Below are 12,953 nucleotides of genomic sequence, written 5' to 3' on the forward strand. Positions count from 1 at the left end.
CTGTCGCTCCTTCTAGATTTGGTAGACTTGTTGGTTTGGGGCTTAGCCCGGTTGATCAGTTTGATCTTTGTACTCGCGCATCAAATCCGGCATCCGCTTAACTAGCCATTGAGCGAACAGATCTTCTTTTTTTGGAATGGTCACGAGCGTGCCAGAAGCTGATGTCTTCATCCGACCGAACAGGCGGTCGCCCAGGGCAAAATCGATTGTCGCGGCCGGGTTGTTTGGAGCGGTTTTGGTTTTGCCGATCGCTGCGCTGGTTGCTAGTGCAATGCGCCCTGCTCCATCGGAGTTTCGGAACTCCTCTGTGCTCAATATATCGCGGACTGCCTCAATCTTCCCGGGGGCTTTGAGTAATTCTGCAAAGGCGGTCCACTTCGGGCGACCGACCTGCCTCGCACGCCCAATTGCGTAGATAATGTCGCTGGGGATGACAGAGGTCACACGAAAAAGATGAGAGACACCTGCCTCAGAAAGCCCGAGAACGGGGCAGATAGCGCGATTGGATAGACCTGCCTCCTTCAGCTGGACCGCCCACATGGCGAGTTCGATCCAAGTGAGGTTTTCTCTCACACCATTTTCAAGCGCCTGCTCCTGTATCAATTGCCTGTCCGTCAGATCGCGGACATAGGCTTTGATTTTCACCTGTTCGGGTCGCTCTGCTTCGCCCATTGCGGCCTTTATGGCGGCGAGACGTCGATGGCCATAAGCGAGTTGATAGTGATCAGGTTTAGATGGATGCGGCCGAACGAGCACGGGAATCTTTTGTCCTTCGGCGAGAATCGACAGCTTGAGAATGTCAAGCTCCGCTTCCGCATCTGCATCGATTTCAAACCGATCCTGATAGGGTGAACGTTCAACTTTCGATGGGTCGAGAGAAAGAATGCTGTCTTCTGACAGATGGCTGAGCGCCCTCCCGACGTTTGAGATGACGGGAGATGAATGTCGACGGGAAAGTGGTGATTTAGTAACCGCGTCCCCTTGGACGAGCTCGCGGCTCGATGCCTCTTCGGCCATTCGCTGTAGGATGCTCTTTTTCATTAACCGCGCCCCCACACTTTGTGAGCCAAATTGAGTATCTCGAAGTTGACTCGGTCAGCGCTTTCGAGCGCGCGTTTCAGCGCTTCGCGGCCAACCTCGCCGGTCTCCAGCTCGTACAATGTTTTCTTTGCAACCGCTGCTCCTGCTATAGCTGTCGATTCCAGAGCTTCGGCGACAAGGACATCGTCACCGAATAGCCTGCGCATGACGCCAGCCATATATTTTTGCGGGCCGTCATTAGGATTCACGCGAGTGAGTAGGAACCGGAAGAAGTCATGTTCGAAACGGGCGCCAAACTGCTCAAGCACATCTGAAAGATCGGATATCATGATCAAAAATTGATTGCATGAGGCGACATCAAGCATAGCCGGATGGACTGTGACGACCAGCGAGGTAGCAGCATAGAGCGCAGCAAGGGTGGAGTAGCCGAGCGAAGGCGGTGTATCGAGGATAACGAAGTCGTATCGGTCATCGACACTCGCCAAGGCTCCGCTTAGCCGCTCAAAAAATAATCCGAGTTCATCGCGAGTCTTTGAGGTCAGATAGCTTGGAGTGTCGAACTCAAAATCCATGAGTTCGAGATTCCCTGGCACCAGATCGACGCCCGTGAAGTATGTCGGGCGGATGATGTCGGAGAATGGACGGCGTTCGTTATCGTAACGAATTGCGGCGTATGCCGTCTCGTTTGGACCTAAATCGAACTCGGGCTGGATGCCGAACATTGCGGTCATTGATGCTTGGGGATCAAGATCAATGCACAGAACGCGGTAGCCTTGAAGGCCAAGAAAGTGCGCGAGGTGCGTAGACGTGGTCGTCTTCGAGCTTCCACCTTTGAAATTCACGGTGGCTATAACCTGCAGTTTCTCGTCTTTTCGTCGCGATGGCAAGAGAGTGTGCGCTTCGTCAGGGCGAAGTTCCGCTAAAAACGATCGGAGTTCTTTCACCTGGCCAATGGTATAGGTACGGCGATTGTTATCTGCCCTGTCTGGCTGAGGCCCCCTACCCTCGATCGTCAGCTGTCTCAACGTGCTTTCAGGTACCTTGAGGAGACGGACGAGGTCCACGGTGGAGAATGTCCTGGAGAACACCTTGCGTGCTTCCGGCGGGTAAGCTGCCTCGCGCATGTCGCGCAGTTCCGCCGAGAGTCTGGTGGTGTAAGCCTCGATCTTGGACGCCGTGTCCCTGACGTTAATTGATGCAGCCTGGGGCATCGATCCCTCTTGACGGTTATTGCCTATTTTAGCAGTTGTATCCGTCAATGATGGCAGGGTGCGTCCGATTCCACAAGTCGTTTTTAGTTAACGAAAGGTTAACGGTTACTCGGAAGCGCGACTCGCTCAAGGACTCGAATCTTTACAATTGTAAAGCTTAATCGCGTCGGTTCGCAAACTTTACAACTGTAAAGTTCGGGCGGGGAATCTCGGCTCGATCCTCTCAGGTTTAGTTTGGTGGAGGGTAGCATATCTTTGGCGCACGCCAAAGTGCAACTCCAAGGCGGATAATTGGAGAAGCTCTGCGACCCCTTCCCCGCTGTCGGCCGCAGACCCGCGAAAGTCAAGCTGCTCTACCGATCCCCTGCACTGATATCTGTCAAAAGATTGAAATAGCGGTTCCGTGCTGTCGCGGCCTGAAATCGGGTGTGCAAACGCTGGCGGCAGCTTGCGATCCGAAAGCCGATCGACTGTCTATGGGCGGCTTGGGGCAATGGGGTGCAGATCTGCTGGCCCGCCATTCCGGGGGCGTTGTCGACGAAGCTTGGCGCGCCGCTATCGACCATGGCGGAATCGTCTTCGCGGAAAGGTGTACTATGCGGAGACGGAGAGAATCACGTCGTATCAATGGGATGCCAGCGAGGCCCGTCGAACCCGTCTCGTCAGGCTTTGATGTGTTGTCATGGCGACGACGGCAAGCGTTGCAATGCTGGCCTATATTCTGGTCGAAGCGATGCGTCCCTAGCGGTTTGATTTCGTAATCGCAATTAGAGGCCAATTTTTCGTTCGTGCTCGCCTTGGTTTTATATGGATACCGCGATGCTCAAAGCCGATACACGCTAGGCGGACTGGCGCCGCGCCAACCCACGCAAATACGATGGCCATCTCGCAGTGCAGTGGGTGGCGAAATCCGGCGCTCTGGAAAATCAGACCTGTCAGGTCTGCGGGGTAGAAGGTCAATGCCCACCACGATCAGTATGATGACCCATTGCAGGCGCGGTGCTTATGCCGACGGCATCACGCCCGCCTTCATCATTACGGTGAGGACATGTTTACCATCAGGCCAACCGTTTGAGCCAGCATCAGTTGAGAGCGGTTCATTGTCCCGAGGGCAAAAGCAGCGCCGCGGCGCCATTCAAATCAGGTGCCTCCGCGTAGGCATCCAGTCCGGGTTACCGCTTTCTTTCCGGCGCTTTACCCAGATGCGGCGCAAACCCAGTTGATGGCGAGCTTTCATATCCGAGTTTATGCCCATCGCAACATGCATGGTCTCATGCGGCATGACACCCATCGTACGGTGGGCATAGTCGAAGAGCCTTGGGGCGTAGTCGAACGGGAGGCCGATGCGAGCCACCGTCTGCTCGATCTGATCGTCGTCGGAGTTGGTCAGGATCGCCGGTTTGTAGCGCTCGCTAACCGGTGAAGAGCATCCCGCTCGTCTGGATACGGGGCCGTCATCTTCACCGAGGAGGAAATACCTTCGATATTGGCCGCGCTCGGTGAAATCCCGTGTTCGCCGAACGCAGCCTCAAAGCCGAGGCGCAGGATGTCTTTGTAAGGACATAGGGTCGCTCTGCCGTCAGGCGTTGCGAATGAGTGGAGAAGCTCTCAAGTACCGCCGGCGCAGTCACGCTGCCTGACTGCTTTCCAAGTACGTCGGAGATCTCGCGCAAAAGCGCCTCATGCCACTGCACGATTGTACCATAGCAGTCGAAGGTGATGATCCTGGGCAGCGGATCAAGCGTGAACGTTGTCTTCGTGATGAGCGACTCCAGACTAGTTTGAACGACGGAAGTCGAGCTTGTCCGACCGCACTTGGTCAGCGGGGACCGGTCCGTGCCTTTATGATCGGTCTCTCAGCCGGCGCCATTTCACCAGATAGCCAAATTCCGAACCGATCAATAAGCCGCCAATGGCCCACTCGATCAGGGTCAGCGTCCGTTCGTCGGCATCATGACCGGTGACGAACAGAAAGAGGGAAAAGGCGACAACGTTATCAAAGCAAGAGCGACGAACAGGCTTCTTTGTGTGCTTTGCGTGCATATCCCTTCGACGATATCCAACTTCTCAGACCGCCGGCTGAGATCATACGGAAAGTGATAGGGGTGACAAGCTGCCTTGCGCGTAGACTATTGCGCGTCTTGCTCTCAAACTTGGTAGCTTGAGATTTCAATGAGGCTACGATCAGGATCGCGGCAATAGGCTGAGGTCAGCGTTCCGCAGGCCCCCTCTCGCTGGTCAAGATCTGAAATCACCTCGATGCCGGACTCGTGGTGGGCAAGCACATCCTCAGGCGATGATGATGTCAGGAAACAGAGATCGTGGCTCCCGGGAGATTCATGATCGGCCGTGAACCATTCTCTACTAATCGTCGTGGGTCGAAGGTTGATGCGTTGAGAGCGGTGTGAGAATGATCTGGATGGGTCCCATAGTCCAGTCGCGTTATACCCAGCAGTCGCGTGGACCAATCTGCTGAGCGATCGACGTCGGTGACGTTAATGACATGTGATCGATCGAGACGACGCGCATAAAACTCTCCGTTAGTCTAAAACTCTAATCGCAACATACAGTAATGACCGGGAAATCAGCGGCGTCTTTGCGGCATCCAGCGAAACCGACGTGTGGCCGTTGTAACGAACGTTCCGCGCTTTCGAATTCCACCGATCGCTATAAGCAGCAGCACTGCCGCGCAGACCAGAAGCAGATAGCCGCCGATCGCCTGATAGACGAGCACGCCTAGAAGCCACCTAGGAGAAATGCGGCAATGGTCCAAGCGTGGAGCATCAGCCGAGCGCGGTTTCCGGCCGCATGAGCATCCGGCTCTCGTCCACGCGGGATATCGATAGCGACACGAGTTCAATGCCAATATCGGTCGCCATTCCGGAGATATTCGTGGTTCGGACCTGCGCATCGGAAATTCGCTTCACTGTGGCATTTTGCAATCCCATTAGAAAGGCGAGGCCGAGGATCGAGAAGGGAGGGCACCACACGGTCAGTAGCTAGACGTCGGCAACGCCGAGCAAAACGAGAAGACAGGCTTCGAGCAGAGTGCTGTAGGCGTGGATGCCGGCCACCCCCGTCGCCGCCTTCCATTGATAAAAAGACTGGACACGGTTGCGCCGACAATAAAGGTGACGACGATGGCGAGGAAAAAAAGCCCCGGACCCCATTGCGCCGCCGCCAGATGATCGCACAGCGACGACACATTCCCGGTCATGTTGGCTGCAAAGAAGCCCACCGCATAGAAGGCAGCAGCATTAAAAGCGCCAGCGATCATTGCCAGCGAGCAGGCAAGATTAAGATTGATTAGAGCGTCGCGCGCCGCTCCCTGGCTAATCAGCATGAAGCCATTCCGAAGCGGTTCTCACAGTCCCGCCGCCGTGGTCAGGTTTACTTTGAACCTGTCCCGCCAGCGCTGATATCGCCGGGTCATCTCGGCGGATGCATGGCCCAGCTGATTCTGCACATATCGCTCGTCGACCTCGGCAGACAACGCAGGCCGGCGCGTAAGGAGTGTCCTGAGAATTTGAACTGGCGCTTGATCTCGGCCAGGTCCCCGCGAATGCCAGCGGCCATGGCGGTGCGCTTGACCAGGCGGGCGATTTCTTTGTTATTCAAGTGTTCCGAACCGACAGATTTTCCCTGTCCCGTAACCCGGAGAAAGAGCGGGCCGTGAGCGAGCTTGGCGAATTTGATCCATGTTTCGACTGCGGCGACGGGGCAGGTAGTGTCGGAAGAGCCGCGGCCGTCTTCAGTCTGATCCGCCCTAAGATCAAGACCGACGATCTCGGAACGGCGAAGCCCGCCTGCGTACCCAACCAGCAGCATTGCCCGGTCGCGTATGCCGCGCAGGGTGCCGCGATCAAGCGTTTCGAGCATGGCGATGATGTCGGTCGCCATGACCGCTTCCTTTTGGACCGGCGGTCGCTCATGGCTTTTGCGGATACCGGCCATGACAGTTGCGACGTTCATCTTAGACTTCCCATGGATTTACCACAGCCGCTTCAGTGTCCTCAAAGTCCTTGACGTTGCGAGTGACGAGGATCAGGTCGTGGACGATCGCGGTAGCTGCGATCAGCCCGTCGATGTCGCCGCGGGGACGGATCGCGGCGATGCGGCCCCATTCGACCGCGATCTCGTCGGTCACCGCAAGGATGCGATCACCATGATCGTGGCGCAGCTTGCGCAGCCATTCGGCGAGATGTGCAGCAGCTCTGGGATCCGATTTCTGTTTCAAGGCAATACCGCGCATAATCTCCCCGAGGGTCAGCGCGCTCAAGTGGACGCTAAGCGGATCGACTGAGCGTAGCCACGAGACTGCCTGCGGCGTGCCCCGCCTTGCCTCCGAGACGATGTTCGTGTCAACAAGATACATCAGAAGGCCACGTCTCGGCTCGAGACTTTGGCCCGTGCGCCGACCACGTCGGCAAATGCATCATCCCAAGCGGGCCCGGCGAGCAGATCATCAACCAAAGTCGGTCGCTCTGCGCGCAAAGCGTCATAGTCTTTTGCGGACAAGACAACGGCCGTGCGCTCGCCACGCACCGTTATCTCTTGCGGGCCTTCAAAGCGAGCTTTTTGCACCACCTTCGAAAACTGGTTCTTAGCGTCCTGCAGCTGCCAATCCATGAATCATCTCCGATCTAGCTAGGCTGTCTAGCCACAAATAGCATCGTTTTCGATTATCTGAAAGCCTGGAAGTGCATGTTTAGAAGTCAAATTCTCGGGTTGAGGCCCGATCCCGAGATAATAGCAAATACGTCCGATAACAAGATTATCAGACGTGTAATCCGGCGCGCGCGTAATTCGCTAAGGTGATTAAAGCATCCGTGCTGCCCGCCCACTTCGCCGGGTCGCGCTGTTATAATAGGTCGATGCCTGCTGAACGGATCGGTGCCTCGACTGCTCCATAGCTTCGGGCAGGGGAATACCGCGGTTGGCGGCTTCAGTGAGATAACCCGAGCGCAGCCCGTGCGCAGAAAATTCTCCAGGCTCGAGACCAGCCATCTCCACGCGCTGCTTGATGATCGCATTGATGGACTGCGGATCGAGCGCCCGCCGTGAGACCGTCCCCCAGCGGCCAATCCCCCGAAACACGCTGCCGCTCTCAATTTTTGCAGCTGACATCCAGGCATTCAGCGCCATGACCGGCCGGCCCGTGAGATAGACGATGTCGTCCTCCTCGCCGGAGGTCGTCTTGGTCCGGCCGAGGTGAATGGCAAGGGAGGGGAGGGGAGGGTCATCTTCGACTTCGATCGGCGCCTCGATGCTTAGTTGCTCCTTCCGCAATCCGGCGATCTCGCTGCGGCGGCGGCCTCCGGAGGCGAAAGCGACCATCAGGATCGCCCGGTCGCGCAGATCGCGCAGACTTTCGCTTTCACAGGTCGCCAGCAGCTTGGCCAAAATATCGCCGGTGACCGCCTTGGCACTTTTGCGACGACGCGGCCTAGGGACGGCACGCACCGCCAGCCGGATTGCCTGCTTGAGGGCAGGGGAGGTGAAGGCGCCGTCGAGCCCCCGCCATTTTGTTAGCGTTGACCAGTTCGCCAGCCGCCGGCGCACGGTGGCCGGTGTGTGTGGGCCGGTGGATTTCAGGAAACCCTGACGCCTGAGGTTCTCGGCAACATCGTCCGGAATCCCGTGATCAAAATCTTCCTGCCGACGCTTCGGATCCCAGAGATGATGCGCCACGAATTTCAGGAGTAATGCCTCAGGTGCCGGCCAGGGCAGGGATTTTTTTGTCGCCGCCAATCCCCAGGCTTCGATGTACGCCAGATCCGAGGTCAGCGCCCGCAGTGTGTTGTCGCCCATGCCTTGGTTGACGAGATGTTTTAGTGTTTCGACGTCATGGTCCGTTAAAAGCTCGGCAAGCTCGTCCCGCCGTTCGAGTGGCAGCACCGAGGCGATGGTGTCCAGTTCGACGGAGCGTCGTTCGATGTCGGACAGGGACGCTGGTTTGCGCGACTTGGACATCAATCGATCTCGACATGCGGTCGCCAGCGGCGAATGATCTGAATGATTTCCGGCTTGTATGCGTCAGGGTAAACGAGATCGTCTTCACGGGCGAGAAAGGTAAAAACCGTCGCCATGTCGTCGGCGACCTCGCGATCGACATTGGCGAGATCGGTCAGGTCGAAGCCGCCGTGCACTTCGGCATTCCACCACGCGAGTAAAAAATTGGCGACGCGCCCACCCTGGCCGGTATGCTGGTGGGCGACGTTAAGCAGCTTTTCGAGGGCGAAGCGGACGCGATCTTCCATGTTTCAGAGCCTTTGCTGAGCGTGACTTGGCTCAGATTAGCTGGATTTGCTGGCCTTGTCGATCAACCATCGATAAGGGATACTTATCGATGGTAGATCAACTAACTGTTAACCATACCCACTGGCGAACAATAAAATATCTATAGAGTTCGTTTAGCAAATCATTTACCATGATTTCAATGGCTTATGATCTTTCGAAAATCAGCATGACCGCCCTGACGCGCCCGGCTTTCGACGCCTGTGTCGCGCTGACGCGTCTCGACGAGCGTATCGCCCGCTCGCCGGTCGGCGCAGGCTTCCTCGAGCGGCAGAATTTCGCCGACGCCTGTGGCTCCCTGTGGATCGACGGCGAACTCGTCCATCTCGAAGACCTCGTCCTCCACGACGCCTTTCGCGATACCCGCACCCCCACCCACGAACTCACCATCGCCCGCGACGTGCTGCGCACCCGCCGGCGCATTTCTGGCCAGTTACCGGATTGGGCACTATCACCCGACGGTTTGCGGACGCTCCGGAAGACATCAGAAATCACATCGGCCGTCCCTGATGATGCGTCGACGGCCGGCATCAACCGACGGGCGGTTGCGATGGATGCGGAAGGGGAGGGGAGCGAAGGGGATGACGCGAAAAATCTGCCCTGGATCGACTATGCCGCCATCGATGCGGTGCTTGCCCGATCGGAGGCCGCAATCGAACGAGCCAGGAAGCCCGGCCGGGCTCCGGCCGATCCGATGATCTATGATCTCGACTGGGATGAGGATGCTCGGCTCGACGAATGGCGCAGTGTGCTACGTCAGGCGGAAAACCTGCCGGCGGTGCTGCAGGCGATCGTCGCCCTCGATGCCTGGAACGAATTGTCCGTACTGCAACATGCGCCCTGGCTCGGCCGGCTGCTTTGCGCGTCGAGCCTGCGGGAAGCTGATATCACCACCGGTGCGCATCTCGCCGCCATCAATCTCGGCCTCAAAACCATCCCCGTCGATCGGCGCCGGCATCGCGATCGCGAGACGCGGCTGCTCGCCATCGCCCACGGGCTTTTGGCGGCCGCCGAGGTTGGCATGAAGGAGCATGACCGACTGGCGCTGGCCCGCACGCTGATGGAGCGGAAGCTGGAAGGGCGGCGGACGTCGTCAAAGCTGCCGGAGCTGGTCGAGCTCGTCATGGCAAAGCCGCTGGTGTCGGCCGGGATGGTGGCGAAAACGCTAGAGGTCACGCCGCAGGCGGCGCGGCGGATCGTGTCGGAACTGGGCCTCAAGGAGATGACGGGAAGGGGGAGGTTCCGCGCGTGGGGAGTGGTGTAGTGGCGCAGTCCTCTTGATATGTCAGGATTCCGTCAAATAAGTAACCGAGAGCGTTGCAAACTCAATTGCGCTCGGATAGTCCAAAAACGTTAGAGTTATATTCAACTTTTGTTTGCAAATCTGGTCCTATGCTGCCTCGCGATTATAGACTGCACGAGCTAAATGAGGACGAGTTCGAAAGACTCGTCGTTCGCATTTGCGTGCGTTGGCTCGGCGAGGGTGTAACGCCTTTTGCACGGGGACGGGACGGCGGCCGAGACGGAAAATTTCACGGGACCGCAAACGCCTTTCCAAGTACGGCTTCACCGCTGTCAGGGCATTTCGTCCTGCAGGCCAAGCATATCGCTGCGCCAAACAAATCATGCTCCGATCCCGATTTCGCAGGGCTGCTCGCGAAGGAACACGGGAAGATCAAGCGCCTTAATGGCGAGGGCATCTGCGATCACTACCTCGTTTTCGCCAACCGCAAATATACGGGCGGCGCGGATGAGAAATACATTAAGGATCTCAAGGCGCTTGGTGTGACATCCGCCCACATCATCGGTGTCGAGCGTCTTCATCTAGCTCTCGACGATTATCCTGATATTCGAGAAACATTGCCGAATCTGCTCGATCCTTCGCCCTTTCGCTTCAATCCAGACGATCTGGCTGAGGTAATCGGCGCGCTCCATTCCTACACCAAGGACGATGGGCAAAGCGCCTTTGAGAGCGCATTCGACTTTGAGAAGTTGAAAATGCCGTTGAAAAACAAGCTCAACGGGGTTTCAGACGAGTATTATAGTCAAGTAATCGTTGCACAATCCATGCCGCATTTCGACCGAGTGGCGCAATTTCTCCAAAATCCGAGGAACGACGAGTTCGCAGCGCTGTATCACGACGCCGCCGACGAGCTGAAGCAGAAGATCATCGCAAAGCGCGCCCAATTCGGAGCGTTCGACGACATCTTCCTGTTCATGTATGAGCAAATTCAGCAGAAACGCGACGTTTTGAAGGGCAAGCGACGCCTGATTTCGATCCTGCTGCACTATATGTATTTCAATTGCGATATCGGGATCAAGCAGCTGGAGGAAAACGAAGATGTCGTCCATGCTGACGCCTAAGAAGCACCTGAACCTCGATACCTCGCTGCTGCGCGTGTTCTCGCTTGTCCTAAAGGAGCTGCAAAAGCGCGGCGTTTGCGAGTTCGAGAAGCTGCGCGGTGTTGTCATTCGAAGGGTTGGGCCGGATGGGGAACTTTCCTTCCTCCCCGCTCTAGACCTGCTGTTTTTGCTGGGTAAGGCAGAGTACCACATCAAGAACGACACTCTCGAATACAAGGCTGATTGACAATGCAAATCAGTCGCCTTTACTCGAATTTGCCTGACATTCTTTCACCGATCGGGTTCAATCATGGAGCCAATGCCGATCTGCTGAACATCGTGCTCGGCGAGGTCAAGCATCCTAAGGATCGAAAGAAAGATTCGCATAATCTCGGCAAGACGACGCTATTGCAGCTGATCGATTTCCTGATGTTGAAGGGATGGTCGCAGGACAGCTTTCTCTACAAACATCGGGATCGTTTCGCCGATTTTGTCTTTTATCTCGAGATCGCCTTGAATGGTGGTGGGTATGCCACGATTAGGCGTAGTGTTGCTGCACCCACGCGCGTCGCCCTTTCCCGTCATGAAGATCCCGATCAAAATTTTGACGGCGCTGCCGACGACATCTGGGATCACCCAGATTTGCCGATCGATGAAGCGATCAAGCTTCTTGACGCATGGCTCGATTTGCGTGCGCTTCAACCTTACGACTACAGAAAGGCGATCACCTACTTCCTGCGCTCTCAGGGCGACTGGAGTGATGAACTGCAGCTGCAGAAGTTCCAGGCCGGGCGTGATCTTCATTGGAAGCCGTTTGTTGCTCATCTTTTTGGCTTCAATCAGAATCCGATCACCCGAAAATACGAGCTGGACGAACGCATTGCGAAACTCCAGGAAAAGCAGGCTGAACAGCAGTCTGAGGTCCAGTTCAAAGAAGAGGACCTTCCCAAACTGACGGCGGAGCTCGGGGTCCTCTATCAGCATGTCGAGGATTTGGAGGGGCAGCTCGACGCCTTCCGCTTCGACGATGAAGAACGTCGGATAATGCGCGAGCTCGTGGACACCATTGAGGACGAGATCGCCTCACTCAATCAGCAAATCTACGATGCACGATACGATATCGGCCAGATCGACACCTCTCTCAGCCATAAGGACAAGTTCGATCTGGGCGAAGTTCAATCGATCTTCGATGAAGCAAAGCTTCATTTTCCGACGCAGCTCAAAAAGCAGTATGGCGAGCTCGTGGAATTTAAGAAGAAGGTCACCCAAGAGCGAAATGCCGCGTTGCGTAAGCGCCGCAAGGAACTTGAGGTCGCGCTATCGGCTGCCGAAGGTCAAAAGACGTTGCTTGATGCTCGGCGAGTCGAGCGTCTGAAGGTTCTTCGCTCGACGGACACCTTCGAAAAGTTCAAGGCTTTGCAGAAGGACGTGACGCAACAGAAGGCGCAGCTTGTATATCTTGGCGAGCAACGCAAAAAGCTTGAAGCTGTGGCGGAAACTGCGAGGCAGGTCCGCGAGGCAGAGCGTGATCGTGGCCGGGTCGTTGACGAGATCAAGGCTATGCTTGAAAAGCCGACGGTGATCTATGAACGCTTCGCCAGGATTTTTAACGAATACTGTCAGAAAGTGCTCAGCCACGAAGGCATCTTCTTCTTTCACATCAACTCTAACAACAATCTTGACTATAAGATCAGCCTGGGTCTTGCCGGGCAAAAGGGCGTTGCCTCCAGCCAAGGCGAGGGTACCAGCTACAAGAAGCTGATCTGCGCCTTGTTCGACCTAGCGCTCCTGCGCGTTTACGAGGACATTCCGTTCTTTCATTTCGTGTATCACGACGGAATGTTTGAAGCTCTCGACGATCGAAAGAAGCTGGCCTTCCTCGAGCTTGTCCGCGAGCAGGTCAGCCACCGAAAGCTTCAATATATCATGACGGTCATCGCGTCTGACCTGCCTCGCGATTCCAAGGGTAAGCTCGTTGCCTTCGCAGATGACGAGATAGTTCTTCGACTGGACGATAGCGGACAAGCTGGACGGCTGTTCAAAATGGCCGAATTCTGACTT

General features: G+C 56.2%; 11 protein-coding genes and 3 pseudogenes. 5 read left to right on the forward strand and 9 right to left on the reverse strand.

Annotated features, from left to right (window positions below; genetic code table 11):
- Nucleotides 1-42: 42 nt before the first annotated feature.
- Both repB and repA read right to left on the reverse strand, forming a co-directional pair.
- Nucleotides 43-1,041 carry a plasmid partitioning protein RepB gene (gene repB / locus AC5YUO_RS25800; protein ID WP_496156635.1) on the reverse strand — a complete coding sequence of 333 codons (999 nt, stop codon included), beginning with the start codon at nucleotides 1,039-1,041 and terminating at the stop codon, nucleotides 43-45.
- Nucleotides 1,041-2,252, reverse strand: a complete 1,212-nt coding sequence (gene repA / locus AC5YUO_RS25805) for a plasmid partitioning protein RepA (RefSeq protein ID WP_496156636.1) — start codon at nucleotides 2,250-2,252, stop codon at nucleotides 1,041-1,043. Before repA ends, repB begins: the two co-directional genes overlap by 1 nt.
- Nucleotides 2,253-3,071: 819 nt before the next feature.
- Between repA and AC5YUO_RS25810 the strand changes: the two are divergent.
- Nucleotides 3,072-3,327, forward strand: a pseudogene (locus tag AC5YUO_RS25810) (hypothetical protein).
- Nucleotides 3,328-5,152: 1,825 nt separating this feature from the next.
- On the opposite strand, the pseudogene AC5YUO_RS25815 reads toward AC5YUO_RS25810, so the two are convergent.
- The 7 genes and pseudogenes from AC5YUO_RS25815 to AC5YUO_RS25845 form a co-directional block, all read right to left on the reverse strand.
- Nucleotides 5,153-5,200 (reverse strand): annotated as a pseudogene (locus tag AC5YUO_RS25815) (hypothetical protein); the annotation flags it as partial.
- A gap of 44 nt (nucleotides 5,201-5,244) precedes the next feature.
- Complete coding sequence (locus AC5YUO_RS25820) at nucleotides 5,245-5,595, reverse strand: DUF1275 family protein (protein WP_496156637.1); 351 nt, start codon at nucleotides 5,593-5,595, stop codon at nucleotides 5,245-5,247.
- A 21-nt stretch (nucleotides 5,596-5,616) separates the two neighbouring features.
- A pseudogene (locus AC5YUO_RS25825) lies at nucleotides 5,617-6,221 on the reverse strand (tyrosine-type recombinase/integrase); the annotation flags it as partial.
- Between the two features lie 4 nt (nucleotides 6,222-6,225).
- Entirely contained in the window at nucleotides 6,226-6,627 is a 402-nt protein-coding gene (locus tag AC5YUO_RS25830; RefSeq protein ID WP_496156638.1) for a type II toxin-antitoxin system VapC family toxin, read from the reverse strand.
- Nucleotides 6,627-6,881: a type II toxin-antitoxin system Phd/YefM family antitoxin gene (locus AC5YUO_RS25835; RefSeq protein WP_496156639.1), complete on the reverse strand. Its 255-nt coding sequence runs from the start codon at nucleotides 6,879-6,881 to the stop codon at nucleotides 6,627-6,629. Before AC5YUO_RS25835 ends, AC5YUO_RS25830 begins: the two co-directional genes overlap by 1 nt.
- Before the next feature lie 189 nt (nucleotides 6,882-7,070).
- On the reverse strand, nucleotides 7,071-8,225 hold the full coding sequence (locus AC5YUO_RS25840; protein WP_496156640.1) for a site-specific integrase: 1,155 nt from the start codon (nucleotides 8,223-8,225) through the stop codon (nucleotides 7,071-7,073).
- Nucleotides 8,225-8,512, reverse strand: coding sequence for a DUF7673 family protein (locus AC5YUO_RS25845; RefSeq protein WP_496156641.1), 288 nt, complete (start codon nucleotides 8,510-8,512; stop codon nucleotides 8,225-8,227). The genes AC5YUO_RS25840 and AC5YUO_RS25845 overlap by 1 nt, the downstream gene beginning before the upstream one ends.
- A gap of 170 nt (nucleotides 8,513-8,682) precedes the next feature.
- Between AC5YUO_RS25845 and AC5YUO_RS25850 the strand changes: the two genes are divergently transcribed.
- From AC5YUO_RS25850 to AC5YUO_RS25865, 4 genes are all read left to right on the forward strand, one after another.
- Nucleotides 8,683-9,813 (forward strand): RHE_PE00001 family protein, encoded by a 1,131-nt coding sequence (locus tag AC5YUO_RS25850; RefSeq protein WP_496156642.1) that lies wholly within the window; start codon nucleotides 8,683-8,685, stop codon nucleotides 9,811-9,813.
- Nucleotides 9,814-9,941: 128 nt separating this feature from the next.
- Nucleotides 9,942-10,913 carry an ABC-three component system protein gene (locus tag AC5YUO_RS25855; protein ID WP_496156643.1) on the forward strand — a complete coding sequence of 324 codons (972 nt, stop codon included), beginning with the start codon at nucleotides 9,942-9,944 and terminating at the stop codon, nucleotides 10,911-10,913.
- Entirely contained in the window at nucleotides 10,891-11,139 is a 249-nt protein-coding gene (locus tag AC5YUO_RS25860) for an ABC-three component system middle component 8 (protein WP_012478041.1), read from the forward strand. Before AC5YUO_RS25855 ends, AC5YUO_RS25860 begins: the two co-directional genes overlap by 23 nt.
- Nucleotides 11,140-11,141: 2 nt before the next feature.
- The gene (locus tag AC5YUO_RS25865; RefSeq protein ID WP_496156644.1) at nucleotides 11,142-12,950 is read left to right on the forward strand and encodes a DUF2326 domain-containing protein; all 1,809 of its coding nucleotides are present in this window, start codon (nucleotides 11,142-11,144) and stop codon (nucleotides 12,948-12,950) included.
- Nucleotides 12,951-12,953 lie beyond the last annotated feature (3 nt).

It is taken from the genome of Agrobacterium sp. LEGMi-208b (assembly GCF_059511785.1).